At 54.6% G+C, this 24,627-nt stretch carries 23 protein-coding genes and 1 pseudogene; 16 read left to right on the top strand and 8 right to left on the bottom strand.

Annotation, left to right across the window (positions count from 1 at the left end):
- Positions 1–65 precede the first annotated feature (65 nt).
- Complete coding sequence (locus NIM72_RS00730; RefSeq protein ID WP_253417867.1) at positions 66–401, top strand: ASCH domain-containing protein; 336 nt, start codon at positions 66–68, stop codon at positions 399–401.
- Positions 402–404: 3 nt separating this feature from the next.
- Here NIM72_RS00730 and NIM72_RS00725 read toward each other — a convergent pair whose 3' ends face one another.
- Entirely contained in the window at positions 405–953 is a 549-nt protein-coding gene (locus NIM72_RS00725; protein WP_253417865.1) for a helix-turn-helix domain-containing protein, read from the bottom strand.
- Between the two features lie 111 nt (positions 954–1,064).
- Between NIM72_RS00725 and NIM72_RS00720 the strand changes: the two genes are divergently transcribed.
- From NIM72_RS00720 to NIM72_RS00710, 3 genes are all read left to right on the top strand, one after another.
- Complete coding sequence (locus NIM72_RS00720; RefSeq protein WP_202605068.1) at positions 1,065–1,733, top strand: AzlC family ABC transporter permease; 669 nt, start codon at positions 1,065–1,067, stop codon at positions 1,731–1,733.
- Entirely contained in the window at positions 1,730–2,053 is a 324-nt protein-coding gene (locus NIM72_RS00715) for an AzlD domain-containing protein (RefSeq protein WP_033784885.1), read from the top strand. The genes NIM72_RS00720 and NIM72_RS00715 overlap by 4 nt, the downstream gene beginning before the upstream one ends.
- Before the next feature lie 115 nt (positions 2,054–2,168).
- Positions 2,169–2,897 carry a DJ-1/PfpI family protein gene (locus NIM72_RS00710; protein WP_253417863.1) on the top strand — a complete coding sequence of 243 codons (729 nt, stop codon included), beginning with the start codon at positions 2,169–2,171 and terminating at the stop codon, positions 2,895–2,897.
- On the opposite strand, the gene NIM72_RS00705 is transcribed toward NIM72_RS00710, so the two are convergent.
- The 3 genes from NIM72_RS00705 to NIM72_RS00695 are packed head-to-tail and all read right to left on the bottom strand — an operon-like array spanning position 2,847 to position 7,955.
- Complete coding sequence (locus NIM72_RS00705) at positions 2,847–3,812, bottom strand: acyltransferase family protein (RefSeq protein ID WP_161736387.1); 966 nt, start codon at positions 3,810–3,812, stop codon at positions 2,847–2,849. The two genes, NIM72_RS00710 and NIM72_RS00705, sit on opposite strands and share 51 nt — an antisense overlap.
- Positions 3,805–6,867 carry an efflux RND transporter permease subunit gene (locus NIM72_RS00700; RefSeq protein WP_253417861.1) on the bottom strand — a complete coding sequence of 1,021 codons (3,063 nt, stop codon included), beginning with the start codon at positions 6,865–6,867 and terminating at the stop codon, positions 3,805–3,807. The genes NIM72_RS00705 and NIM72_RS00700 overlap by 8 nt, the downstream gene beginning before the upstream one ends.
- On the bottom strand, positions 6,867–7,955 hold the full coding sequence (locus NIM72_RS00695) for an efflux RND transporter periplasmic adaptor subunit (protein WP_253417859.1): 1,089 nt from the start codon (positions 7,953–7,955) through the stop codon (positions 6,867–6,869). The genes NIM72_RS00700 and NIM72_RS00695 overlap by 1 nt, the downstream gene beginning before the upstream one ends.
- A gap of 514 nt (positions 7,956–8,469) precedes the next feature.
- Between NIM72_RS00695 and NIM72_RS00690 the strand changes: the two genes are divergently transcribed.
- Entirely contained in the window at positions 8,470–11,199 is a 2,730-nt protein-coding gene (locus NIM72_RS00690; protein WP_253417857.1) for a cation-transporting P-type ATPase, read from the top strand.
- On the opposite strand, the gene NIM72_RS00685 is transcribed toward NIM72_RS00690, so the two are convergent.
- Positions 11,188–12,219: an AI-2E family transporter gene (locus tag NIM72_RS00685; protein WP_253417855.1), complete on the bottom strand. Its 1,032-nt coding sequence runs from the start codon at positions 12,217–12,219 to the stop codon at positions 11,188–11,190. The genes NIM72_RS00690 and NIM72_RS00685 overlap by 12 nt on opposite strands.
- A gap of 200 nt (positions 12,220–12,419) precedes the next feature.
- On the opposite strand from NIM72_RS00685, the gene NIM72_RS00680 reads away from it, so the two are divergent.
- The 7 genes from NIM72_RS00680 (at position 12,420) to NIM72_RS00650 (ending at position 18,488) form a co-directional block, all read left to right on the top strand.
- Positions 12,420–13,034: a TetR/AcrR family transcriptional regulator gene (locus NIM72_RS00680; RefSeq protein ID WP_253417853.1), complete on the top strand. Its 615-nt coding sequence runs from the start codon at positions 12,420–12,422 to the stop codon at positions 13,032–13,034.
- 50 nt (positions 13,035–13,084) lie between these two features.
- Positions 13,085–13,984 carry an alpha/beta fold hydrolase gene (locus NIM72_RS00675; RefSeq protein ID WP_253417851.1) on the top strand — a complete coding sequence of 300 codons (900 nt, stop codon included), beginning with the start codon at positions 13,085–13,087 and terminating at the stop codon, positions 13,982–13,984.
- 242 nt (positions 13,985–14,226) lie between these two features.
- Positions 14,227–15,414, top strand: a complete 1,188-nt coding sequence (locus tag NIM72_RS00670) for a M20 family metallopeptidase (protein ID WP_253417848.1) — start codon at positions 14,227–14,229, stop codon at positions 15,412–15,414.
- A 21-nt stretch (positions 15,415–15,435) separates the two neighbouring features.
- Complete coding sequence (locus NIM72_RS00665) at positions 15,436–16,284, top strand: transporter substrate-binding domain-containing protein (RefSeq protein WP_222925522.1); 849 nt, start codon at positions 15,436–15,438, stop codon at positions 16,282–16,284.
- Between the two features lie 6 nt (positions 16,285–16,290).
- Positions 16,291–17,016, top strand: coding sequence for an ABC transporter permease (locus NIM72_RS00660; protein WP_202605044.1), 726 nt, complete (start codon positions 16,291–16,293; stop codon positions 17,014–17,016).
- Between the two features lie 9 nt (positions 17,017–17,025).
- Positions 17,026–17,712, top strand: coding sequence for an ABC transporter permease (locus NIM72_RS00655; protein ID WP_161736099.1), 687 nt, complete (start codon positions 17,026–17,028; stop codon positions 17,710–17,712).
- Positions 17,709–18,488: an ABC transporter ATP-binding protein gene (locus NIM72_RS00650; RefSeq protein WP_010246775.1), complete on the top strand. Its 780-nt coding sequence runs from the start codon at positions 17,709–17,711 to the stop codon at positions 18,486–18,488. Before NIM72_RS00655 ends, NIM72_RS00650 begins: the two co-directional genes overlap by 4 nt.
- A 64-nt stretch (positions 18,489–18,552) precedes the next feature.
- Here NIM72_RS00650 and NIM72_RS00645 read toward each other — a convergent pair whose 3' ends face one another.
- A complete protein-coding gene (locus NIM72_RS00645) occupies positions 18,553–19,146 on the bottom strand; it encodes a TetR/AcrR family transcriptional regulator (protein WP_253417846.1) in 594 nt (197 codons plus the stop codon).
- A gap of 143 nt (positions 19,147–19,289) precedes the next feature.
- Here NIM72_RS00645 and NIM72_RS00640 point away from each other — a divergent pair, with 143 nt between their 5' ends.
- From NIM72_RS00640 to NIM72_RS00625, 4 genes are all read left to right on the top strand, one after another.
- Positions 19,290–19,691 carry a RidA family protein gene (locus tag NIM72_RS00640; protein ID WP_253417844.1) on the top strand — a complete coding sequence of 134 codons (402 nt, stop codon included), beginning with the start codon at positions 19,290–19,292 and terminating at the stop codon, positions 19,689–19,691.
- 129 nt (positions 19,692–19,820) lie between these two features.
- Positions 19,821–20,381 carry a fasciclin domain-containing protein gene (locus NIM72_RS00635; protein WP_253417836.1) on the top strand — a complete coding sequence of 187 codons (561 nt, stop codon included), beginning with the start codon at positions 19,821–19,823 and terminating at the stop codon, positions 20,379–20,381.
- 61 nt (positions 20,382–20,442) lie between these two features.
- Entirely contained in the window at positions 20,443–20,991 is a 549-nt protein-coding gene (locus NIM72_RS00630) for a sigma-70 family RNA polymerase sigma factor (protein WP_253417835.1), read from the top strand.
- A complete protein-coding gene (locus NIM72_RS00625) occupies positions 20,988–21,665 on the top strand; it encodes an anti-sigma factor domain-containing protein (protein WP_253417833.1) in 678 nt (225 codons plus the stop codon). Before NIM72_RS00630 ends, NIM72_RS00625 begins: the two co-directional genes overlap by 4 nt.
- A 338-nt stretch (positions 21,666–22,003) precedes the next feature.
- On the opposite strand, the gene eptA is transcribed toward NIM72_RS00625, so the two are convergent.
- Complete coding sequence (gene eptA / locus NIM72_RS00620; RefSeq protein WP_253417826.1) at positions 22,004–23,689, bottom strand: phosphoethanolamine transferase EptA; 1,686 nt, start codon at positions 23,687–23,689, stop codon at positions 22,004–22,006.
- A 567-nt stretch (positions 23,690–24,256) separates the two neighbouring features.
- Positions 24,257–24,601 (bottom strand): annotated as a pseudogene (locus NIM72_RS00615) (LysR substrate-binding domain-containing protein); the annotation flags it as partial.
- Positions 24,602–24,627: the final 26 nt, after the last annotated feature.

The following is a 24,627-nucleotide window of genomic DNA, read 5'->3' as shown; positions in this document are numbered from 1 at the left end:
ATTTGTTTTCAACCCGGATTTGTGCTTTTGTTTCGGGTATCAAAGAGCGTTTAAAAGGAGCGGAAATGCAACAACTCACGCTTGTTCCGCGTCTGATGCCAGCCGTCAGGTGCGGAGAGAAAACCTCGACGATTCGCTGGCAGGAGGGCCATATCACCATTGGCCCGCTGAGACTGGTGAATCAGCAGGATGAAAATGACGCGGTAATCGTGTCGGTGACGCAGGTCGACACGCTGCGCTTAAGCGAAGTCGCCGCAATGCTGGGAAAACAGGAGAAATGGCCTGATGAGGTGCTGCTGGAAGGGATGCGCGAGCACTATCCGGAGATCAGGCTGAGCAGTGAGGTGCAGCTAATCACTCACCTCACGCCCGCAGAAACCCTGCAGAAGCTCCCTGAATAGTGATCAGCTGTGCTCAATCACCAGCAGCGCCATCGTATCGGCTTCCAGCGCCCGAAAGATATGCAGCTCGTCGCCCGGATAGGTAATGTAATCACCCACATCCAGCTCTACGGCGCTTTCCACCGGCCCCACCAGCGCCCGACCTTTAGCAATAATAATATGCTCTATAGTATTGGGAATATGGGGCTGCGATATGCGCTCACTGCCAGGCTGAACCTCCAGCAGATAGATATCACGCCGGACGCCAGGCGGGCAGGATGCCAGCAGAACCGCCTGATAGTCTGCCAGATCGGCGGTTACTGTCAGGCCCTCTCCACGGCGGATCACCTGCAGACGACGCGCATCCGGCTCCAGCAGCCGTGAAAACGGAATATTCAGCGTTACGCACAGTGACCACAGCGTCTCAATGCCCGGATTGCCATTACCCGCCTCCAGCTGTGAGAGCGTTGATTTGGCGATACCGGCGCGGCGCGCGACTTCGGCCAGTGACAGGCCGGCTCGCTGACGTTCACGCACTAAGGCATTGGCAATGATGCTGATAGGGGTATTCAAACGCACTCCTGATAAACGAAAAGTTTTTTATAACGAACGAATTGTTCGGCTTGTAAAACGCCGCTGCAGTGTTCATTATATCGGATTATACGTTCATTATGAGACAGAGAAATGCTTTTTCCGCAAATGCAGTTGCTGGACAAAGGGGTGATCAAAGCGATTTTTCTGGTCTGCCTGGCTGATGGAATTGTCGGTTTATCCTATGGCTCGCTGGCCTCCGCCGACGGGTTTCCGCTCTGGGTACCGCTGGCACTGTCAACGCTGGTGCTGGCAGGTGCGTCTGAGTTTCTGTTTATCGGCATTGTGGCTGGCGGCGGCAGTCCCTTTACCGCGGCCGCTGCGGGCCTGCTGGTGAATGCACGTCATCTCCCTTTTGGCATTGCGGTCAAAGATCTGGTGGGAAAGGGTTCCCTGGGCTGGTTTGGCTGTCACATTATGAATGATGAAAGCGTGGTGTTTGGTATCTCACAACCACAGCTTGCCCAGCGTCGCAGCGCGTACTGGCTGTGCGGCCTCGGTATCGGCTTAATCTGGCCGGTGAGTGTTATGACCGGGGCGGCGATTGGTCAGTTTATTCCTGATGTCTCAATGATTGGGCTGGATGCGGTGTTTCCGGCGATCCTGATTGCTCTGATCTTCCCGGCGCTGCGCCAGCGGCGAACCAGAATCCCCGCCACCGTCGGCGCGCTGCTCTCCTTACTGGCGACGCCGCTGGTTCCGGCGGGCATGCCAGTACTGTTCTCGCTGCTTGGCCTGCTGACATGGAGATCGCGCAAATGACGCATCAGGGAATGATCATTGCCGGCATCGCCATGCTGGCCGCCGGAACGTATCTGATGCGCTTTGCCGGTGTCAGGCTGGGAAATCGTCTGCCTATCAGCGAGCGCACTCAGCAGATGCTCTCCGACGCTGCCACGGTGTTACTGCTGGCCGTCGCGGCGACCACCACGCTGTTTGAAGGCCAGCATTTTGCCGGTGTGGCACGGGTGGCGGGCGTGGGGTTTGCCCTGTTGCTGGCCTGGCGTCGGGCTCCACTGATTGTCATTATTCTGGGGGCGGCAGCGATGACCGCGCTGTTGCGTTTTCTCGGCGTGGCCTGATGCTGCTTTACACGACTTCCCCGGACATCACTGTAAAGCGCCTCCAGCGCCCAGGATTGCTATCTGACCGGGCATCACGGCATGATGGTCACTCATCACCCGCCGGAGTTTACGCATGAATCGTCCGCTACAGATTGGTCTGTTACTTTTCCCTGATGTTACCCAGCTCGATTTAACCGGCCCGTGGGAGGTATTTGCACGCACGCCCGGCGTGGAGTGCCATCTGATCTGGAAAAATCGTCAGCCGGTACGCTCCGATCGCGGCCTGTCGATATTACCGACTACCACCTTGGACGATTGTCCATTACTGAATGTGATCTGCGTACCGGGCGGGCCAGGACAGATTGCCCTGATGTCGGATGATGAAACGCTGAATTTTCTGCGACGGCAGGCTGACCAGGCGCAATGGGTCACTTCGGTCTGTACCGGTTCGCTGATGCTGGGCGCTGCCGGATTGCTGAAAGGATACCGAGCGACCTCACACTGGAGTTCCATCGATCAACTAGCTTTGCTGGGCGCGGAGCCAGTGAATCAGCGGGTGGTGCGTGACCGCAACCGTATCAGCGGCGCAGGCGTCACCTCCGGCATCGATTTTGCCCTGACGCTGGTGGCGGAAATCGCAGGAGACGCCGTCGCCAGAGCCGTTCAGCTGCAGATGGAATATGACCCCGAACCACCGTTTTCCTCCGGCTCGCCGCAGACCGCGCAGACCGCGGAGGTGGCGCAGGCACGGGCGAAAATGGCTGAGTTCATTGCTACGCGCCGTGCAGCAACTGAGCGGGCCGCGCGGCGACTACAGGCTGATCAGCTTACGGACGCCGGGGATGCGCAACAGCAGAAGTGACAGCGCCATCGAGATGATCAGCGTCAGGGCGATGACCAGCAGTTTATCGCCCAGAGTCTGAATGCGGATAGCGGCTGCCAGCACACCAAAAATCAGGTAATGCAGGATATAAACACCGGTCATGGTCTTGCCGAGTGTGGTCAGAAATGAGGTCAGCCATTGGGCTTTATCCGGCAGCCGGATAGCGTTAACGCTGATCACGATCAGCACCACCAGCAGATAAACCTGTGAGCCGGTCAGCACCACATCATTGTGGGTCGCCAGAAAGCGCGCGATAAAGTAATAGCGCTCATACAGCCAGGTAAAGAGATACACCGCGGGCAGCAGTAGAAGGCTCACCTTTATGACTCTGGGTGATGTCAGTAACTGCATCACCCGTGGCGCAGCCATCAGTCGGCCCGTAAGGTAATAAAGTACCCAGGTCCAGATTCGGTACTGTGGCAGCAGCGAAAAGGCCCGCTGGTCCGGATAGAGGCTGGCGAGCAGGTCATAAGCAAAGGCCAGCACCAGCAACAATAAAATCCCTGCTGCCATTGCGCCAGGCCGCTGAATCAGCCAGTCGATTAGCGGATGCGAGATGTAAATGACAATCAGTGCAATCACAAACCACGGCTGGATCAGGTAGCCTTTGTGGTGCATCCCGGCAAACCAGAAAAAGCTGAACCAGAAGATAAAAATCAGCATAATGCGGCGAATTTTGCCAAGCTGCCATGCGGGTGTGTGCAGCTCGCCCGCGTCGAGATAGCCGCTCAGCAGAAAATAGAGCGGCGTAGCAATGGTCGAGATAAAACTCAGCACATTCAGCGTCAGATTAACGTCGTAATGGTAGCTGTCGTAACTCTGATACAGCGTGAAAAACGACACGGCGGTGATGCAGGCCAGCGTCTTCAGCATTGCCAGCCCGGTCTTATTCACCGTGCGCCTCCCGTCCGTGGAAGCAGCGATAGATCACCGGCAGCACCAGCAGGGTCAGCACCGTTGCAAATCCCAGACCAAAAATAATCACCACCGCCATGCTCTGGAAGAAAACGTCGCGCAACAGCGGCAGCAGGCCAAGTACGGTAGTAAAGGCCGTCAGCAGGATAGGGCGGAGGCGCGACGTCGCCGCATCAATAATCGCGAGCTGCAACGGCTTCTCCTGCCGGAACAGCCGGATCTCCTCAATCAGCACGATCCCGTTGCGGAGCAACATCCCTGACAGGCTGAGCAGCCCGATCAGCGCCATAAAGCCAAAGGGAATACCGGTGATCAAAAAGCCACAGGTCACACCAATCATCGCCAGCGGCACGGTGATCCAGATTGCGACGGCGTCACGCAGCGAGTTGAACATCAGCACGGTAATGATGAACATGGCCAGAAAGCCTACCGGCAGCGAACTCAGCAGACCACTTTGTGCTTCTCGTGAGCTCTCAAGTTCGCCACCCCAATCCAGTCGATAGCCCGCCGGGAGTTTAAGCTGATCGATCTGCGGCTGAACCCGTGCCACTACCTGCGCGGATGTTAAGCCTGAGGCGGGATCGGGATCCGTCTGCACCGTCAGCACGCGCGTACGGTCACGACGCATAATCAGCGGGTTTTCCCACTCCAGCCGGAAGTCAGAAATCACATTGCTCAGCGGCACAAAGTGCTGCAGGGCAGCGCTCCAGAGCTGAATGTTTTCGATGTGATCAACACTCTGCCGCTCTTCATCAGCCGGATAGAGCATCACCGGCATCAGCCGCGATCCGTCCCGGAAAATGCCCACGGCATCGCCGCTGAAATTCATTCTCAGCGCCTGATCGATATCGCGCTTATCAATGCCCAGCTCCTGACCACGCAGTGCCGAATAGACCGGGCGGATCACTTTGCTGCGCTCCTGCCAGTCATTACGTACCGGGAACGTCGATCCATCCGCCAGAAAAATCGCATCCAGCTGGCTGCCGATGTGACGCAGCACTTCCGGATCCGGGCCGGTTACTCTCAGGGCAATCGCGCTGTCACTGGCGCTGCCAAACTGAATGCGCTTGATGCGCTGATTCACCTGCGGGAAGTTCTGCTGAATATAATGCTCGGTCTTCAGCGCCAGTGCATCCAGCTGCCGGGCATCCTTAACCCGCACCATAATCTGTGCGAAGTTGCTGTACTGGCGCGCCGCGTCATACGTCAGGGTAAAACGCAGTGCACCCTGACCCACTGTGGTCACCGTTGCCGTAACAGCCGGATCCTGATTAATAAACCGGGCTATTTCCCCCGCAGTATCTGCGGTGTAGTGAATATCGGTGCCATAGGGCAGCCAGAGATCGGTAAAAAAGACCGGCGTGCTGGATGAGGGGAAAAAGTTCTGCTTCACCAGAGTAAAGCCATACAGCGACAGTGCCAGCAGCGCGACCATCGTCGCCAGCGTGATCAAGCGAAAACGCAAAAGGCCGCCCAGCGCCTGGCGGTAGAGCCGAAAAACGATGCCCTGGTAAGGATCGGAGAGGTCAGTTTTGGCGGGCTTTGCTGCGCCACGACGTTTCTCGCTCCAGTTAATAAATACCGGGGTCAGTGTCAGCGCGGTTACCCAGCTCAGCATCAGCGAAATCAGCAGCACCTGGAACAGCGATTTACAATATTCGCCGGTTGAGTCCTGCGACAGGCCAATCGGTGCGAAGGCAAGTATCGCGATAATCGTGGCACCCAGCAGGGGCAGGGCTGTACGGCGTACCATGCGGGAAATCGCCTGCTGCAAAGGATGTCCGCGCTGATGATCGATCTTCACCCCTTCGACGACGACGATGGCATTATCCACCAGCATGCTGAGCGAAATAATCAGCGCGCCCAGCGATACCCGCTGCAGTTCCAGTTTAAACAGGTACATGATCAGTAGTGTGCCGAGCACGTTAAGCGCCAGTGATGCGGCAATCACCATGCCGCTGCGCAGGCCCATAAACAGCAGCAGCGTTCCCACTACAATTGCCAACGCCATCAGAAAGTTGAGGATAAAGCCATCAACAGACTGTTTCACCTCGTGCGCCTGATTGTAGAACACCTTCAGGCTGATCCCGGCGGGGGTATCCTGCTGATAGTGCGCTATCCGGGCGGAGAGCGCGTCGCCAACATCAATCACGTTGACGCCAGGCGCAAACGAAATGCCGATTGCCAGTGCCGCTTCACCATCGGCAAAGTAGATATTGGCCGGATTATCGGTCACGCCACGTGTCAGGGTGGCGATATCGCGCAGATGCACGTTCTGCGCGCTGCCCGCAGGCAGAATGGGCAGATTCGCCAGGTCGTCGAGTGTCTTTAGCTCGCCGGTAGGGTGAAAACGGATGGATTCGCTATCGACCCGCAGCGTGCCGGCACTGGCAACACTGTTATTCCGGTTCAGCAGATCGGCGATGCGCTGCGGCGTCATACCATAGGCGGTCATTTTGCTGGCGGAAAGGGCAATGCGGACCTCCTCCTGCTCAACGCCCGCTACCGCGACTTTCGCCACGCCCGGCACCAGTACGAGATCGCGCCGCAGCTGATCGGCATAGTTACGCAGTTCGCTGTTCGTAAAGTCTTTGCCGTGGATAACGAAGAAATAGCCATACACATCGCCGAAGTCGTCGTTCACCAGTGGAGCCTGCACGCCTGGAGGAAACTGCCGGGCCGCATCGCCGACGCGGCGACGTAGCTCATCCCAGATTTGCGGCAGCTGATCGGCAAGATAGCGGGTGTGGATATTGACGGTAATCTGCGACAAGCCGTTGCCTGAAATAGACGTGACATTGTCCAGTGATGGCAGGCGCTGCAGCGCATTCTCCAGCGGCAGGGTCACCTCTTCTTCGACCTGCTGGGCTGACGCGCCAGGATAGTGGGTGACAATCACCGCCGACTTGATGGTAAACAGCGGATCCTCAAGGCGGCCAATGTTCAGCAGGGCATAAATGCCGCCCACGCCCAGCAGCAGAATAACCATCCAGATGCGAATGGGTTTATCAAGAAAGTGCTCCTGAATACGCATTATAACCCCCGCTCACGCTGCCAGATGCGCACCGCCTCACCGTCACGCAGCTCACCCACACCGGCAGCAACAATGCGGTCGCCCGGCTGCAGCCCGCTGATAATTTCAATGCCCTGCGCGGTAAGACGACCTACTTCGACAGGGCGATCTTTAATGCGCAGAGCCTCGCCATCCTGCTCAACCAGCCAGACGTGCGGCTGATTAGTGGGGCTGCGATCGGGATTGAACACCGCAGCCGCCGGTACCACCAGCCGCGGCTGCGCTGGGGCATTCGGCAGGTTATGCAGCTTAACGCGCACTGAGCCGCTAAGGCCGGCAACGCCAGGCAGATCATCGGGACGCAGCATGGTCAGCACCACCTGGTACGTCAGCGTGGCAGCGTCGGTCTGGCTGGTGTGCTCTTTATATTGCGCGTTGAAAAAGCGGCCTGGCAGGGCGTTAAACTGCACCTCCGGCTGATAGTGAATATTCTGGATGTCCAGGCTGGTAAAGAGGGTTTCAGGCAGCGTGAAGATAACATCGAGCAGATCGGCCCGGGTCAGCAGCGCAATCGGCTGTCCGGCGGCTACGACCTGATGATTACGCGCCTGTACTCTGGCAATCACCCCATCAAACGGCGCGCGCAGGGTCAGGAACTGTAACTCTTCCTGCGCGATTTTCAGTGCGGTAGCGGCGGCATCACGGTTAGCACGCTGCACATCCATTTCCGATTTTGAAACGGCGCTGCGCTGGGCCAGCGTGTTAAAGCGCTGAAATTGCCGCTCCGCCAGCTGTAGCGCGGTCTGACGATCGCGCACCCGCAGTGTCGCATCCGTGTCGTTCAGGGTGGCAAGAATTTGACCCGCTTTCACGGGCGTTCCGTCACGGATGTCGAGCTGTACCAGCTGGCCCGCCCTTTTGAAAGCCAGGTCGGTATTATCTCCAGCCTGAATACGGGCAGGAAATACCCGGATATTCTGCGCAATGTCCGGCTCAAGGGTAAAAACTTTTATTACGCGGGGTGGTGGCACGTCCGGTTCTTTTTTTTCATCGCATGCTGTCATAAATAAGCAACAGAGAAAAACAGGAATAACCTTGCGTTTAATCATTTTATTCGCCTTAACATCAGCTATTTCACTGCGGTTTAATAAGCGTTAAGGCGTCATTAGCCTGGTGCTTATCGCCACCGGGATAAAAATATTTTTTAATATTCGTAATCTTATTTTAACGAGACGGCAGGGCCGCTTCGCCTGGATCGGGTTACGCTGCCATATGAGAGACCACCAGCCAGGTCAGTAAGCCGACTAATGTGGTTGCGGTGACCGCGAGAATAACGAAACCGCAAAGCATGATAATGCTCTGTTTTTTCATCAGAGTTTCCTTTTGCGAGCCAGAGTACAAGCCGAAGCACACTGCATCAGCATACTTAAACCTTACCTAAACAAAAACAACGTTGTTATTCTCATAATATAGGTTAGATTTAATTTAGCCATTTTATGTTATTCATCAGACGTTTCTTACCTAAATATGATATCGGTCATTACCTGCGGGAGCGGCTCCCCGCAAAATGCATGTCTTTTAATTGCGCCTTTAATTCATCGCTAAATGGCACGAGGTTTATATATGCTAAATAATGATAAGCAGGATAAAGCGTTAGCTTTATCTGAGCGCCCCTGGTATCAGCGTAGTGTAGTCGAGATATTTTCTGACCTGCAAAGCTCTCCAGCAGGATTATCGACTGCTGACGCACAGGAACGTCTGCATAAACAGGGGCCAAACGCGCTGCCGCAAAAAGCGGATAAATCAGCGCTGCTCAAATTTATCGCCCATTTTAAAGATGTGCTGATTTATATTCTGCTGGCCGCAGCGGTGATCACCGCGCTTATGGGCCACTGGGTTGATACCTTTGTCATTATCGGCGTGGCCGTTATCAATGCCCTAATCGGCTTTATTCAGGAGAGCAATGCCGAGAAATCGCTGAAAAGCATTCAGAACATGCTCGCCAGTGAAGCGATGCTGGTGCGGGACGGCAAACAGGTCACCGTCGCAACACGCGATATTGTGGTCGGTGACGTGGTGATGTTACGACCCGGCGACAAAATCCCGGCTGACCTGAGACTGTTTGAAGTTAATAACCTGCGGGTTGAAGAGGCGATACTTACCGGCGAATCAACGGTGGTGTCGAAGAAAATCGACACGCTGAGCGGTGAAAAATCGCTGGGGGACCGTCTGAATCTGGCGTTTTCCGGCACCACAGTCAGTTCCGGCACCGCCTCAGGTGTGGTCATCGCCAGTGGGGGTGACACGGAACTGGGCCATATCAACGAAATGATCAGCGGCATAAAAGAGGCTAAAACCCCGCTGCTGGTGCAGATCGACAAACTGGGTAAAGCGATCTTTTTCATCATCCTGCTGATGATGGTCGCTCTGTTTATCTTCGGTTACCTGCTGCGTGACATTCCATTGGGTGAGCTGTCTCTTTCCGTGATCAGCCTGGCGGTTGCGGCCGTGCCGGAAGGTCTTCCCGCTATCATCTCCATCATCCTGTCGCTGGGCGTGCAGTCGATGGCGCGCACTAAAGCGATTATCCGTAAGCTGCCGACTGTCGAAACACTGGGCGCGATGTCCGTGATCTGTTCCGATAAAACCGGCACGCTCACCATGAATGAGATGACGGTGAAAGCCGTAGTGCTGGCGAAGAGCCGCTGGCGCGTCAGCGGAAACAGCTATGAACCCAAAGGGGAGATTGTTGCTGAGCAGGGCGACGCAAGTGGACTCTCTGCGGCCCAGGATCCGCTGTTTCAGCAGTTCCTGCATGCGGTAGACACCTGTAATGAAAGCCAGCTGCGTCAGGAAAGTCAGGGTCACTGGACGATTGTTGGCGGCCCGACTGAAGGCGCGCTGAAGGTGCTGGCGGCGAAGGGCCAGACGACACCTCAGCCGGTTGAGGTGGTGAGCAAGCTGCCGTTCGATTCCCTCTATAAATATATGGCGGTCAGTTGTGATGCCAGCGGCGAATCTTATGTGCTGCTGACCGGTGCGCCAGATGTACTGCTGACGCTGTGTCAGCAGCAGCAAACACCGGAGGGCGCCGAGCCGATTGATCGCGCTTACTGGGATGCCGCCATCACCACTTACGCCAGCGAAGGGCTGCGCACCGTAGCCGCCGCCTGGAAGCGAACATCTGCACCCGTTACCGCGCTGGACCATGCCGATCTGAAAAGTGACATGGTGCTGCTGGGTCTTGCCTGCATGATGGATCCCCCACGCCCGGAAGCGATTGCCGCCATCGACGAGTGTCAGAAAGCGGGTATTCGCGTCAAAATGATCACCGGCGACCATCAGGAAACCGCGATGGCGATTGGTCAGATGCTGGGTATTGGCAACAGTCAGGCCGCCATCACCGGCTACCAGCTTGAACACATGAGCGATGCCGAACTGGCCGACGCCGCAAAAACCTATGACATCTTCGCCCGAACCAGCCCGGAACATAAACTGCGTCTGGTGAAAGCGCTGGAAGCGAGCGGTGAGATCGTCGGCATGACCGGCGACGGTGTGAATGACGCACCGGCGCTGAAACAGGCCAACGTCGGCATTGCGATGGGCATCAAAGGCACCGAGGTGACAAAAGAGGCGGCCGATATGATTCTGGCCGACGATAACTTCGCCACTATCGCTGCGGCGGTGAAAGAAGGACGTCGCGTTTACGACAACCTCAGGAAAACCATTCTGTTTATCATGCCAACAAACCTGGCGCAGGGCCTGCTGATTATTATCGCGATTCTGATGGGCAATCTGCTGCCGTTGACTCCGGTACAGATCCTGTGGATGAACATGGCGACGTCGGCCACGCTGTCGTTTGGTCTGGCGTTTGAACCTGCTGAAGCCAATGCGATGCGCCGGCCACCGCGTAATGTGAAAGCGCATGTAATGGATGCTTATGCTATCTGGCGCGTGGTGTTTGTCGGCCTGCTAATCTCCATCAGTGCCTTTGTGCTGGAGGCCTGGCTGCAACCGCGCGGCTACAGCGCTGAGTTTATCCGCACCGTCCTCCTGCAGATGCTGGTCACCGCGCAATGGGCTTACATGCTTAACTGCCGTAATTCTGATGGCTTCTCACTGGATCGCGGTCTGCTGAAAAACCGCGGAATCTGGCTGGTGACGCTGGTACTGATTGTTCTTCAGGCGATCATTATCTATGTGCCATTAATGAATACGCTGTTTGGTACGCGCCCACTGTCAATTAACTACTGGCTGATTTCGCTAATTGTCAGCATCGCGATCTTCATTGTGGTTGAGATTGAGAAACGCCTCACCCGCGCATGGCGGGTGAAGACGGCGTCACTGAGTTAACTCTGACTCCGGGTCCTGCTGCGGATTGCTCGCCAGCAGGACCTTCTTAATCAGATAGGTCAGAGGAATAGCCAGTATCCCGCCCGTAATCCCCAGTAATGCCTGCCAGAAGAGAAACGCCAGCAGCTGTGTGGTGAGCGCCAGATTGAGTCGTTTACCAATCAGCAGAGGTTCAATCACCGAACTCAGGCAGAGGTTCAGCACCATAAAGAAGCCTGAGACCGCCAGCGCAACCTGTAAATCAAACATGATGTAGCTCTGGATCACTGGCGGAATTGCGGCCAGGAAAGAACCCAGCACCGGCACGTAGTTAAAAATAAACATTAACACGCCCCAGAAAAAGGCAAACTTCAGTCCGATCAGGTGTGCACCTAAACCCACGATGATCCCGCCAAGAATACTGGTCAATGTTTTCACCCTGGCATAAACAATAACGCTCTCAATTCCCTCCTGCAGCGCCAGATAAAAGGCCTGATTTTTTCCGCTGACCCGCTGCTGAAGCGCCGCTTTCAGCAGCGGCATCTCATAGAGCATGAACAACAGCATCAGGAACACCATGATCCACCAGGAGATGACGCCGGGAATTTGCGTCAGAAATGCAGTGACGATGCGCACTATTGCCCCCGCATCCACAAAGGTCAGCAACTGGTCGGGCGTCATACCGATATCGAGGCGGGCAAAGGCCAGCGTCAGCTGTTCAAGCCGGGCCGCCAGCAGCACGGGCGCCTGGCGGCTGAGCTGCATCAAATCGGGGGTCAGCACGGTTAACTTGAGGATAGTGACCACCATGATCAACAGCATCAGCATAATCACCAGTAGTGACGAGACGATGCGCGGTATGCGTTTGTTTTCCAGCCGGGTAATCAGGGGATCAAGCATGATGGCCAGTAACATCGCCAGCAGAACCTGATTGATCAGCGGTGCTGCCAGATAAAGGCCGGTGAGAATAATGGTCAGACAGGCGAGGATAAACAGCACGCGTGCCAGTGGCGGCCACAGGGTAAACCAGCTCAGTCCCATGATTGGGCTCCTTCAGCAAAGATAAGCTGCAGTATAGATGAGGCTTAAGCTTCAGTGCCTTGCGTCAGGTCAGAGGGGGGAAGGGCTGGAGAAAGGTTATGAAATGCGTATCAGCGTCATAATGCATTGTTTAGCGGCTGGGAAAAAGATTTTCATTGCGGGACAAATCAGTCTATCTTAAAGGAAATGATCATTCTCTAATGGTGTTTGCGATGAACGATAACCGTTTTAAAGAACGGGGACGACCGCGGGCGTTTGATACCGATGCGGCACTGGACAGCGCAATGCTGGTATTCCGGCAAAAGGGCTATCACGCCACCTCGATAGGCGATTTGGGCCAGGCAATGCAACTCACTACCGGCAGCATCTATAAAGCTTTTACCGACAAGCGCACGCTGTTTGCAAGCGTCTTTGCTCGCTATCTCTCAATGCGTAACAGCAGTTTAGCCGCGCGGCTGGCGCAATGTGAAAATGGCCGTGAGAAACTGGCGGCGCTACTCAATTTTTATGTGGATTCAGTGCGCGATGTCGAAGGTGAGCGCGGCTGTCTGGTCGCTGTCAGCGCCGTGGAGCTGCAAACTCTGGATGAGAAACTTGCCGGAGCCGTCAGCGCGGCGCTAATACGCAACCAGCAGAATCTGCAGCAGATAATCAGCCTGGGTCAGCAGGATGGTTCGATCAATCCCGCACTGGACAGAGAGGCCACCGCTTCGTTAATGCTTTGCATCGTGCTGGGGATGCGGGTAGCCGGTAAAGTTGCTGCGACCCGGCCCGATGTCAGCATCATCCCCCTGGCGCTGAAATTACTCGACTAAATTTTTTATTCATTAAGGAAGTGATCGTTTCCTTATTTTCCGGAGGTTTTATGCACGTATATCCACTCTACCAGCACCACTTCATTAATATTGACGCGCAGCGGCTGCACTACCTCAGCTCAGGCAGTGAACACGCTGAGACTGTGGTTTTGCTCGCGGGTTTCCCGCAAAGCAGTTATGCCTGGCGGGAGGTTATTCCCTTGCTTGCCAGCCGCTTTCACGTGATCGCACCCGACCTGCCAGGGCAGGGTGATTCTGACTTTCCAGCCAGTGGTTACGACACTGACAGCGTGGCAGAGCGCATACTGGCGCTGCTGGACCTGCTGGGTATCGAACGCTTTCATCTGGCCGGGCATGATATCGGGGCGTGGGTAGCCTGGTCACTGGCGGCAGGCCATCCCGAAAAGGTCAGGCGTCTCGCGCTGCTGGATGGCGGCATTCCCGGCATCACACTGCCTGACTTACTGCCAATGGTGGGTGATAGCGCCTGGAAAACCTGGCATTTTGGATTTCACTGTGTGGATGATTTACCGGAAGCGCTGATCACTGGCAGAGAGGCGATCTACCTGGACTGGTTTTTTAACCGTAAGTCAGCTAATCCACATCGCATCGATGCGGCAGCCCGTCGTGAATATCTGCGCGTTTTTCAGCAGCCCGGAGCCTTGCGGGCCGGACTGGCTTTTTACCGCGCTTTTGCACAGTCGGCAGAACAGAATCGACAGCGCGCGTTAACAGGCAAACTGGCTTTACCGCTGCTGGCTGTCAGTGCCGACCAGGGATCGATACCCGATATGGCCACCCCGCTGCGCACCGTAGCGCATCAGGTAAGCAGTGAAACTGTTCTCAACTGCGGCCATTTTATTCCCGACGAACAACCCGAGAAATTAGCGGAAATACTGGCAGACTTCTTTGTTCCCTCTCCGGATAAAAGCGCAATATCACCTCAGTGACAGTAGGGAAAGTAATGTCGTGTGGCGGATTATTAATATTATTGCTGCTCCGCTATTATCTCATACAGGTTTCCAATAAATAACACTATCTTATTGATTTTTTAAGCATGTAGAGCAGGCTGTTGCGCGTTGCTTTCTGTCGCGTGCTGTGAATAAATAAACGGTCATCAACGTCCGCCATCAGGATAAGATTAAAATAGCGGTCGGCAGCAAAGTGCCGCTCGCATATTGCCGGGGCTGCTATGAATCAGGAAAAAGCACGACTGGCCGGGGAAATAAAAGCCAGAGTTAATGAACTTGAATCGCAGTTAGTGGCGATTCGACGTGATATCCATGCGCATCCGGAATTAGGCTTTGATACGCTGCGTACCGCCAGCCTGGTCACAGAGTATCTGCAGGCGCTGGGACTCAATCCCCGCACCGGCGTTGGTCGCAGCGGTGTTGTGGTGGATATCGACGGCGCAGAGCCGGGTAAGACGCTGCTGTTGCGCGCCGACATGGACGCGTTGCCAATCCATGAGCAGACCGGTTTACCGTTTGCCAGCCGCTATCCCGGAAAAATGCATGCCTGTGGGCATGATATTCACACCGCAACGATGCTGGGTGTGGCAACGATCCTGCCGCACTATCGTCAGCAGCTCAAAGGCCGGGTCCGGCTGATATTCCAGCCCGCGGAGGAGACGCCAGAAAGTGGCGCTGAGGCGATGATTGCGGACGGCGCGGCAGATGGCATCGACTGGGCCGTGACCCTGCATAACAAGCCTGAACTGGCTGCGGGGGAAGTCGCCCTGACGCGCGGGGCCAGCACCGCCTCCAGTGATGAATTCGACGTTACGGTACATGGCGTATCGACCCACGCGGCACGTCCTCACATGGGCACCGATCCGATTATCGCGACCGTGCATCTCATCAGCCAGCTACAGACCCTCATCTCACGTGAACGCGATCCCGCTTACTCCGCCGTACTAACCATCGGGCACATTCAGGGTGGTACCACCCACAATATCATTCCCGATAGCTGCCTGTTTCAGGGCACCATCCGGACTAAGTCGCCGGAAGTACGCGCTGCTATGGAAGCCTCGTTTAAACGGATGTGCGAAGGGGTGGCGCTGGCGCAAAACGTACGGGTGGAGGTTAACTTCCAGCGCGGCGTGCCGCCTCTGATGAATGACGATCGTTTGATCGATTCACTGGAACAGATTCTGTCGCATCAGTTTGATAAGCCCATCATTGCGCAGCCCAGCGCCAGCTTTGGTGCCGAAGATTTTTCACTGTTCACGGAACGGGTACCGGGCTGCCAGATTCATATTGGATCGGCCACGCCGGGCCGTGACGATCACCTGCATAACTCCGACTATCAGCCGGACGAACGCAGCATTACCGCCGGGACGCAGGCGCTGACCCGCCTTGCAATTGATTTACTCTCTTAATAATAAATAAATGAGGTTTATATGATGATGCGTAACCGCCTGTTCACGGCTTCTCTGACCGTGGCGCTGCTCGCCACTTCCGCGTTCAGCCAGGCGAAAGATTTCGGCACCCTTAAGTTTGCGACTGAAGCGGCTTATCCTCCGTTCAACCAGACCACACCGAGCGGCAAAATCGTCGGCTATGAGCCGGATATGGTGGCGGAACTGGCTAAACGTGCTGGCTTTAAATATGAAATCATCGCCCAGAAATGGTCGGGCATGATCCCAGGTCTTATCGACGGTAAATATGATGCGGTGATCGATGCGGTGACCGTAACGCCAAAACGTGCTGAAGCGATCGATTTTACCCATCAGTACACCGTCAGCGTCTCCAGCTTTGTGACTGCGAAAAAAAGCCCGCTGGCCACGCTGCCAGGCAGCGGCACGATTGTGACGGCGAATGATGACGCCGGCATGAAAAAAGCAATCGACGATCTGAAAACCACGTTCAAAGGCAAAACCATTGCGGTGCAGGTCGCCACCATTCAGGCGGATTTCCTTCAAAAATACCTGGGCGATGTTGCCACTATCCGCACCTATCAGGCGGGTCCTGAAACCTTCGCCGACCTGATGAATGGCCGGGTGGATGCCGTCATGGCGTCTCGTACCAACCTCAACGCCTTTGTGAAAAAACATGCTGAGTCGATCAGCAGCAGCGGCTATGGCTTCTCCGGTGGCGTGCTGGGCGCAGGCTCGGCGATTGGTCTGCGTAAAGGCAACAGTGAGCTGCAGCAGGTGCTGAATCAGGCGCTGGACGCCATGATCAAAGATGGGACGCTGAGCAAACTGTCGATCAAATGGTTTGGCGAAGATGTCGCGCCGAAAGCGTAACCGCTGATGCTGATGAATATTGACTGGCAGATACTGGGCTTCGGGGATGAGGGCTGGGGTGGCGTGCTGCTTAATGCCGCCGCCGTTACCGTCAGCGTATCGATATGCGCCTGGCTGCTGGGTGCGTTGCTGGGCAGCGTGCTCTGCTGGATACAGATTGCCGGTTCGCGCTGGCAGCAGCGACTGGCGGCAGGCTATATCACACTGTTTCGCGGCGTGCCGGAACTGCTGGTGATCTACCTCTTCTACTTCGGTGGACGACAGGTGGTCTCAACCGTGGGCACCGCGCTGGGCTTCCAGGGACCGTTCGATGTGAACGGCTTTGTGGCGGGCGCGATTGCCATCGGGCTGATCTCTGGTGCCTATCAGAGCGGGGTATTCCGTGGCGCCTTCTACGCCATTCCCGGCGGAACGCTGGAAGCGGCGACCGTGACCGGCATGGGGCGGCTGATGATGTTTCGCCGCATTATCGTGCCGCAGGCGTTACGCACTGCGCTGCCCGGCATGGGCAACCAGTGGCAATCGGTGATCAAAGAGTCGGCGCTGGTCTCGGTCACCGGACTGGTGGAAACGATGAACCAGGTCTCCACCGCAGCCAACTCCACCCAGATGTCCTTTTTCTTCTACAGCGTGGGTGCGGTGATCTACCTGATTATCACCACCTGTTCCGATATGGTTTTCCGCTACGTGGAAAAGTTTGCGATGCGCGGTCAACAGCGCGTGAAGGGATAAGGAGTCCACGTGGATATCATGTTTTTACAGCAGACGCTGCTGGCGCTGCTGAAAGGATTGCCGCTGACCATCAACCTGGCGCTGCTCTCACTGTCTGGCGGCGGCGTGCTGGCGCTGCTGCTTAACCTGCTGCGCATGACGCGTGTCGGCAGCGTTTTCTGTCGCTTCTACGTCTGGCTGTTTCGTGGTACGCCGCTGCTGATACAGATCTTTATGGTCTATTACGGTCTTGGCAGTTTACCGGCGGTGCGGGAAAGCCTGTTCTGGCCGCTGCTGCGCGATCCCTACTGGTGCGGCTTGCTGGCGCTGATTCTGAATGATGCCGCCTACACCTCGGAGATCCTGCGCGGCGGGCTGCGTGCCGTCAGTCAGCAGTCGCTGGAGGCCGCTAAAGTCTCGGGCATGTCGTCGTATAAAATCTTTACTCGCATCACTTTACCGATTGCGATTCGGCAGGCATTGCCGGCTTACAGCAATGAGATCATCTCGATGATCAAAGCGACGTCGCTGGTCAGCACTATCAGCCTGATGGAGATGACTGGCATTGCCGACTCGATAGTCTCTTCCACTTTCCGGGCGCTGGAGGTGTTCCTGAGCGCAGCGGTGATCTATCTGATACTCACCATGCTGGTCAGCAAAGGCGTATCGATGCTGGAACGACGCTTATCACCTTACTATTTTGGAGCACGCTCATGACCGCACCCACCATCATGCTGAGTCATCTCAGAAAGAGTTATGCGGGACACGAAGTGCTGCACGACATCAGCCTGACTGCGCAGGATGGCGATGTGATTTCGCTGATCGGTGCCAGCGGCTCAGGCAAAAGTACGCTGCTACGCTGCATTCCGTTTCTTGAAGTGCCACAGGCAGGCGAAATTGCGGTCGGCGAGGTGAACGTCACGCTGGATAACGCCGACGAAAAACTGAGCCGCGAGCAGCGCCGTCGCATCAAGCTGATGCGAATGCAGCTCGGCTTTGTATTTCAGAGCTTCAACCTGTGGCCGCATAAAACGGTGATGCAGAACATCATTGAAGCACCGGTTCATGTGCAGAAGCGCAGCCATAAAGAGGCGATTGAAGAAGCAGAAGCGCTGCTCCATAAAGTGGGACTCTATGCAAAACGCGACGCCTGGCCGTCGCAGCTTTCCGGCGGACAGCAGCAGCGCGTGGCGATTGCCCGGGCGCTGGCGCAGCAGCCGAAAGCGATCCTGTTTGATGAGCCGACCTCTGCGCTGGATCCGGAGCTGGTGGGTGAAGTACTGCGGGTGATCCGCAGTCTGGCAGAAGAAGGGCGCACCATGATTATCGTGACTCATGAAATGGGCTTTGCGCGTGACGTATCGAACAAAGCGGTGTTTCTGCATCAGGGGATGATTGAGGAGTCGGGCTCACCGGAACAGGTGTTCCTCGATCCGATCTCGCCGCGCTGTCGTGCCTTTGTGAACAGCCACTTTGAGCGCAATGCAGGCTAAAGCAACCGGGATGATGCAATCTGGCTTCAGCACTGATGGCTATTGTTTGAAGCCATGTTCAGGATTAATCACTCTGGCGCAGGCCGCCCGTCAGCTGGATAAACACCTCGATCATCTTCGGCAGTGCCTTTTCCGGGTCACGGCTGGAGCCGACCCAGAGTGCGGCATTCAGCGCTGCGCTGTTCAGCAGATGCGCGGCGGCATCGGCGTCTACCGGCTTGATCGTTCCGCTTTCGATCAGCTTCACAATCGTTTCGCGCGTGGCTGCCAGACAGCTGTTCTGGCTGGGCCAATGCGCGGGATCGCCCAGAAACGCCGGGCCATCGCGCAGCACAATACGCTGCACTTCGGCCTCCATGGCTAACTGAATATAGGCAATGCCTTCTGCCACCAGCTTCTCCCACTCATCTGCCACGCCAGATGCGGCTGCTTTAGCCCGCTGCGCCATCTCACCATCAACCTGTGCCACGACCGCCGCCAGCAGTCCCTTTTTATCGCCGAAATTGTGGTAAAGCGCACCACGGGTCAGGCCCACGCTGGCCGTCAGTTCATCCATTGATGCCGCCACAAACCCTTTTTCAGCAAATGCGGTGCGTGCTGCTGCAATCAGCTTTGCACGGTTCTCTTCCATTGTTTCAGCGCGACGTTTAGCGGCCATAAGCTCTCCTTTCACATACGCCTCGTATATTATTTGACATACGAGGCGTATGCATGATTAATGTGACATACGCCGCGTATATTAAATCAATCCTGTGTACGCCGCATCCTGCTTTCCAGACTGACGCTATGAAAGGAACCACTATGATTACGCGCGAACCTGTTTTCCCCGCTAACCGTCATGCCCTGTATGAGCAGCATGGTTATTCTGCTGCCATCCGCTCAGGCGATCTGCTGTTTGTCTCCGGTCAGGTGGGCAGTCGTGCTGACGGCACGCCCGAACCCGATTTTGCTGCTCAGGTTGAACGGGCGTTTGAAAATCTGGCGGCCACGCTCGCTGCGGCAGGCTGCACTTTTGACGACCTGGTCGATGTCACCACGTTCCACACCGATCCGGAGAACCAGTTTGAAACCATCATGCAGGTGAAGCAGCGCATTTTTCCGCAGCCGCCTTATCCTAACTGGACAGCGGTAGGGGTCACCTGGCTGGCGGGATTTGATTTTGAAATCAAGGTGATTGCCCGCATTCCGCCACAACAAAAATAATCTGTTCGTGCCGTAAACGGATGCCGGAAGAAAATAATTAAAAATTTTTGCATCCGTTTTCTTCACTCATTCGTATTAACAGATAAGGGCACATCGGCCCTGTCTGCAAACTCAATGAGGGAAGTGAAAATGAAACCATTCCTGCCAACTCTGCTTTTTTCTGCATTAGTTTTCAGCGGTACCACCTATGCGGCATCCATGGACAGCGATACGGTCATGGTCGGTGGCGCTGCCATGTACCCGTCAAAAAATATTGTTGAGAATGCTGTTAACTCGAAAGATCACACCACGCTGGTCGCAGCTGTTAAGGCTGCCGGTCTGGTTCCGACACTTGAAGGGAAGGGGCCATTTACCGTTTTCGCGCCGACCAATGCCGCCTTTGCAAAATTGCCGCAGGGCACCGTCGACTCTCTGCTCAAGCCAGAGAACAAACAGAAGCTCACCAGCGTTCTGACCTATCACGTGGTCGCAGGAAAACTGGATATGAAAGCACTGGAGAAAAAAATCAAATCGGGTGGAGGCAAAGCGGAGCTGAAAACGGTAAATGGCGCATCCCTGTGGGTGATGGCAAACGGCCCGCACAACATTCAGCTTAAAGATGCTCAGGGCAATGTCGCTAACATTACCACTTATGATGTGAATCAGAGTAACGGCGTCATTGACGTTATCGATACCGTGCTGATGCCGTAAAGCGTTACCTATACTGTGTGTAGCCACTGATACTGTGGCTACACCTTTAACAGGGAAGCCGATGACAAAAACTGTGCCTCATATTCAGGCTGACTTAATGAACCAGATTGCCTGCGGCGATAAATCTGCGCTGGCGCACCTCTATCACGTCCTCTCACCCCGGCTTTACGGCATTATTCTGCGTATGGTCAGACGGCGCGACTGGGCAGAAGAGATCCTCCACGACACCTTTATTCAAATCTGGCAGTCGGCAAACGACTACGACCACAAGCGCAGTGAACCGCTCATCTGGCTCAGTCACATTGCAAGAAACAAGGCGATCGATTTTCTGCGTAAACACGAGAACAGATGCTGTTCGATAGAGGAAATCAGCGAAGCGGAAGCGGGCTTTGAGCGTTCACGTCTCTCTGACGACAGTCCTGCAGAGGCGCGCCGCCTTCAGCACTGTATGGCGCAGTTACCGTCAGAACAGCGACAAAGCCTTTCGCTCGCCTATTATCGTGGCCTGTCACAGAGTGAGATCGCACTCTCCATGAGCCAGCCCGAAGGCACGGTAAAAAGCTGGATCCGTCGCGCGTTAACCCATCTTCGGGAGTGCATAGGCTTATGACTGGTCAGGAAAATGATGATCTCACTGCCGCGGAATATGTGCTTGGGCTAACGGACGCTGACACCCGGCAACGGCTGGATAAACGCTTTAATGACGATGCAGCCTTTGCCGCTGAGGTGGTGCGCTGGCAGAACGCGTTCAGTGGCATTGACCAGACGACTCAGGAGGTCGCACCGCCTTCTGAACTCTGGCAGCAGATTGCGCAGGATCTTGAGCGGAAACCTGGCCTCCCCGGAAAAAAACGCAAACAGCAGCATCCCGGATTATGGCTCGGCTGGGGCCTCGCCGCGGCAATGACCGGCATCCTCGTTTTTAGCTGGGTGACGAAGCCCGATGCCACACACGCGCTGCAGCCGATTGCGGTACTCAGCGGCGCGCAGCCAGATACACAGTTTGTCGTGAGTCTGGACAAGAGCGCGTCATTAATTCAGGTTTCTGCACTGAACGTCACGCTGCCCGAAAATAAAAACTTACAGCTGTGGCTGATTGAGGGCAGTGCTCCGCCACAATCACTGGGACTGATCGATCACCGTGACAGTAACGCCTTTAAGTTGCCTTCCGGGGAGCTGGATAATAAGACCATACTGGCGGTAAGTCTGGAACCGGTGGGTGGTTCTAAACTCAGCGGGCCGTCCGGGCCGGTGATTTTCCAGGGCAAAGTCACGCTGCTTTAACCTTTATCAGCAGGGTAACCCCCTGCTGCAAGGCCATTCATGCGTGCCCCGGCCTGGGGCCGTGTTTTCATATTGTGATCACTTTATGACTGAACCACCGCCTCTAAAGCTGACTGAAATATGGTGGTCCGTCCGGCCGTCCGGCCGTCAGGATAGCCCGGATAGCCTTGACATTCATTAATGCAGGGCCGCTTATCCGCCATGACTGCCGGTTCGGACATTGCGCTGAGACGCTCATGCTGTAAGCACAGGAATGACGGCATTACGTATCCTGCTCTTTTGCCTGGCAGAGATAGTCAGGAACGTCTGCTCAGTGCGAGGTGATATCACGGAAATAATCATTGTTTCAGCGCCCTGTCAGGGGCTTTATCACTTTTGTTTTGGGCGAGCTGATTCCGGCATGTCGCCAGTATATCGTCTGCTGCGACATATTCGCGGGTCTGAACGCCGGTCATGCCCAGCATGGTTGAAAAAAGATTATCCTGAGAATGTTTTTGCGAAGTCGCCAGCCGGTTCAGGCATGTGTAGTCCACGCCATAACGCTGCTGGTAATCGGGTGACAGCCAGATCAGCAGCGGCACGCGAGTCTGAAATTCAGGTGCGATAGCATAGGGCAGGCCATGCAGATAGACGCCTTTCTCGCCCAGTGACTCACCATGATCTGACAGATAAACCAGACTGGTTGTAAACTTCTCCTGATGGGCTTTGAGTAATTCAATCGCTTTATCGACAATATAGTCCGCATAGAGAAGGGTATTGTCGTACGTATTAATCAGTTGCTCCTGAGAGCACTCCTGAATCTGTTTCGTCTCACAGGTCGGCGTAAATTTGCGAAACGCCGGCGGATAACGGTGATAATAGGTCGGCCCATGGCTGCCAATCGTATGCAGCACAATCACGCCATTACCCTTAAGCTGATTGATATAGGCTTCCAGCCCATGAAAAAGCACCTCATCATAGCACTCGCCTTTGATGCACATTTCCGGAAGATTGAGCGCTGTCATATCCTGATTAGGCACCCGGTCGCAGGCACCTTTACATCCTGCATCGTTCTCATGCCACAAAACGCTCAGGCCAGCTCGCTGAATAATATCCAGTAATCCCTCCTGATGACTGGCCAGCGCATCATCGTAGTGCCTGCGCGGCATATTTGAGAACATGCAGGGGACAGAGACCGCCGTAGAGGTGCCACAGGATGCGACGTCAGGAAAATAGACAACATCTTCTTCTGTCAGCAAAGGGTTGGTAGGGCGCGGGTAACCGCCCAGAGAAAAATTAGCGGCGCGGGACGTTTCGCCTACGACCAGAATCGTCAGGTTCTTTTTCGGGCCGTTAAGCATCTGGGGGCGTTGATGCGCATCTTCACCTATTTTCACCAGAGGAAGATTCGCCCGCTCGCGATGATTATAGTAAGAGAGCGAGGCAGCAATAAAATTAGAGGGGCTCAGGGATTTCAACAGCTCGTGGTTATTGCGAATCAGTGATGCATAGTCTTTATAAAAAAACATCGCTATCAGCGCTATTAATGCAACTGAAATAACCAGGCTTAATCCGCGCTGAAGTAATCCCTTCCACACCGGTACCGACTTTCTAAAAGCAGGCCAGAAGGTGAGTGCGGCCATAAAGAAGCCGGTAAAGAAAATGACTAATATCATCTTCGGCGTCAGCAGTGCCAGGCTTTCAGCGGGTGTGGTGTCCACCATATTGGTAATCATTGAACGATCAAGAACGATGCCATAGTGCTGAATAAAGTACTGGGCTATGGCAGCGACAACGATAAATAACGCAAGGGTTATTCTGTCCAGCCAGAAAAAGGAGGCCAGCGTTACCACACTATTTATCACACACAACGCGACAATCGGCATGGAAAGGAAAAACAGAATATTGCCTATCCTGTCTGGCGCGATAAGTGACCAGGCCTGTTTGTAAAAAGGGAAATTGAGGAAAACAGCGATATAAAGCGAGAATAGCAGTATGAACGCGGCGCGGGGCAATACGGGCTGACTGACATTAAATCGTGGCATAAAGGTATTCCATAACCTTGCGGGAATAAGCCAAAAAAGTTCTTTCTGAAATAATCAGTAAGCGTTAATAAAATTTATATGCCAGCAACTCTGAATTAAGTAGTTGATGACCGTGATAATGTAAATAACTGCTTTAAAACATCTGTCTAATACCGTTAATAACCTGATTATTTTACGAGAGGCTCATTTTCACCCCTGACAATGTTAAGTAAAAATGAACTTTTTGCTACACTTTGTGCGGTTTATGTGGTTAATTTGTGATGCCGATCACGCCGGTTCGTTTAAGAAAACGCGATTTTAAACCTGACTGGGTCGTGTTACTTAACGATTGGATAGCTGCCATGGATGTGAATCGGAACTTATAGAAAAAATAGCGTCAGTGCTTGTTTATTCTCTTTTGCAAAATCAATGCGTGCGGGTGTGCCAGATTAAAAGTAGTGAATTTGACAATCCCCTCAGTATGAGCAGGCTTGTGCTTAAACCTGTGATTACTATCTCTGGCTGCCACTTTTGTGGTCAGCGTATCAGTTTGCTAAAGACTTCAGCCGTTTCCCCTTAAGCGATCTCTTACAACAGGTTTTCAAGCCACTCGGTAAAGACACGCACTTTATGGGAGAGGTGGCGATGCGGATAAAGAAGCGACAATTTGCGTTCAGGAGAAGGATTGTCAGGTAACACCTCTGTTAACAGCCCGCGGTCGATATAAGGTTGCAGGAAGACATTCATTCCCTGCATGATTCCCAGGCCGGCAAGGCCTGCAGCAACGTAAGCTTCTGAGTTACCAACAACAAGCTTACCCGATGGGCTGATTTCAGCGATACCTCCGGGAATAGGGAATGTCCAGGGCATAATTTGTCGGCTGCTGCTATTAATCCAGTTAATAGCCTGATGATGCTGCAGATCTTCTACCGTTTAACGAAAAGGCGGGCCTGAATAAA

It is taken from the genome of Pantoea sp. B550 (assembly GCF_024158165.1).
Taxonomy (GTDB): Bacteria; Pseudomonadota; Gammaproteobacteria; order Enterobacterales; family Enterobacteriaceae; genus Pantoea; species Pantoea alfalfae.
This window is presented reverse-complemented; position numbering and strand designations above follow the sequence as displayed.

Excerpts from the sequence above, each read along its gene's own strand:
- NIM72_RS00730 (WP_253417867.1), top strand. The coding sequence starts at position 66 with ATGCAACAACTCACGCTTGTTCCGCGTCTGATGCCAGCCGTCAGGTGC.
- NIM72_RS00720 (WP_202605068.1), top strand. The coding sequence starts at position 1,065 with ATGCTTTTTCCGCAAATGCAGTTGCTGGACAAAGGGGTGATCAAAGCG.
- NIM72_RS00715 (WP_033784885.1), top strand. The coding sequence starts at position 1,730 with ATGACGCATCAGGGAATGATCATTGCCGGCATCGCCATGCTGGCCGCC.
- NIM72_RS00710 (WP_253417863.1), top strand. The coding sequence starts at position 2,169 with ATGAATCGTCCGCTACAGATTGGTCTGTTACTTTTCCCTGATGTTACC.
- NIM72_RS00700 (WP_253417861.1), bottom strand. The coding sequence starts at position 6,867 with ATGCGTATTCAGGAGCACTTTCTTGATAAACCCATTCGCATCTGGATG.
- NIM72_RS00695 (WP_253417859.1), bottom strand. The coding sequence starts at position 7,955 with ATGATTAAACGCAAGGTTATTCCTGTTTTTCTCTGTTGCTTATTTATG.
- NIM72_RS00690 (WP_253417857.1), top strand. The coding sequence starts at position 8,470 with ATGCTAAATAATGATAAGCAGGATAAAGCGTTAGCTTTATCTGAGCGC.
- NIM72_RS00685 (WP_253417855.1), bottom strand. The coding sequence starts at position 12,219 with ATGGGACTGAGCTGGTTTACCCTGTGGCCGCCACTGGCACGCGTGCTG.
- NIM72_RS00680 (WP_253417853.1), top strand. The coding sequence starts at position 12,420 with ATGGTGTTTGCGATGAACGATAACCGTTTTAAAGAACGGGGACGACCG.
- NIM72_RS00675 (WP_253417851.1), top strand. The coding sequence starts at position 13,085 with ATGCACGTATATCCACTCTACCAGCACCACTTCATTAATATTGACGCG.
- NIM72_RS00670 (WP_253417848.1), top strand. The coding sequence starts at position 14,227 with ATGAATCAGGAAAAAGCACGACTGGCCGGGGAAATAAAAGCCAGAGTT.
- NIM72_RS00665 (WP_222925522.1), top strand. The coding sequence starts at position 15,436 with ATGATGATGCGTAACCGCCTGTTCACGGCTTCTCTGACCGTGGCGCTG.
- NIM72_RS00660 (WP_202605044.1), top strand. The coding sequence starts at position 16,291 with ATGCTGATGAATATTGACTGGCAGATACTGGGCTTCGGGGATGAGGGC.
- NIM72_RS00650 (WP_010246775.1), top strand. The coding sequence starts at position 17,709 with ATGACCGCACCCACCATCATGCTGAGTCATCTCAGAAAGAGTTATGCG.
- NIM72_RS00645 (WP_253417846.1), bottom strand. The coding sequence starts at position 19,146 with ATGGCCGCTAAACGTCGCGCTGAAACAATGGAAGAGAACCGTGCAAAG.
- NIM72_RS00640 (WP_253417844.1), top strand. The coding sequence starts at position 19,290 with ATGATTACGCGCGAACCTGTTTTCCCCGCTAACCGTCATGCCCTGTAT.
- NIM72_RS00635 (WP_253417836.1), top strand. The coding sequence starts at position 19,821 with ATGAAACCATTCCTGCCAACTCTGCTTTTTTCTGCATTAGTTTTCAGC.
- NIM72_RS00630 (WP_253417835.1), top strand. The coding sequence starts at position 20,443 with ATGACAAAAACTGTGCCTCATATTCAGGCTGACTTAATGAACCAGATT.
- NIM72_RS00625 (WP_253417833.1), top strand. The coding sequence starts at position 20,988 with ATGACTGGTCAGGAAAATGATGATCTCACTGCCGCGGAATATGTGCTT.
- eptA (WP_253417826.1), bottom strand. The coding sequence starts at position 23,689 with ATGCCACGATTTAATGTCAGTCAGCCCGTATTGCCCCGCGCCGCGTTC.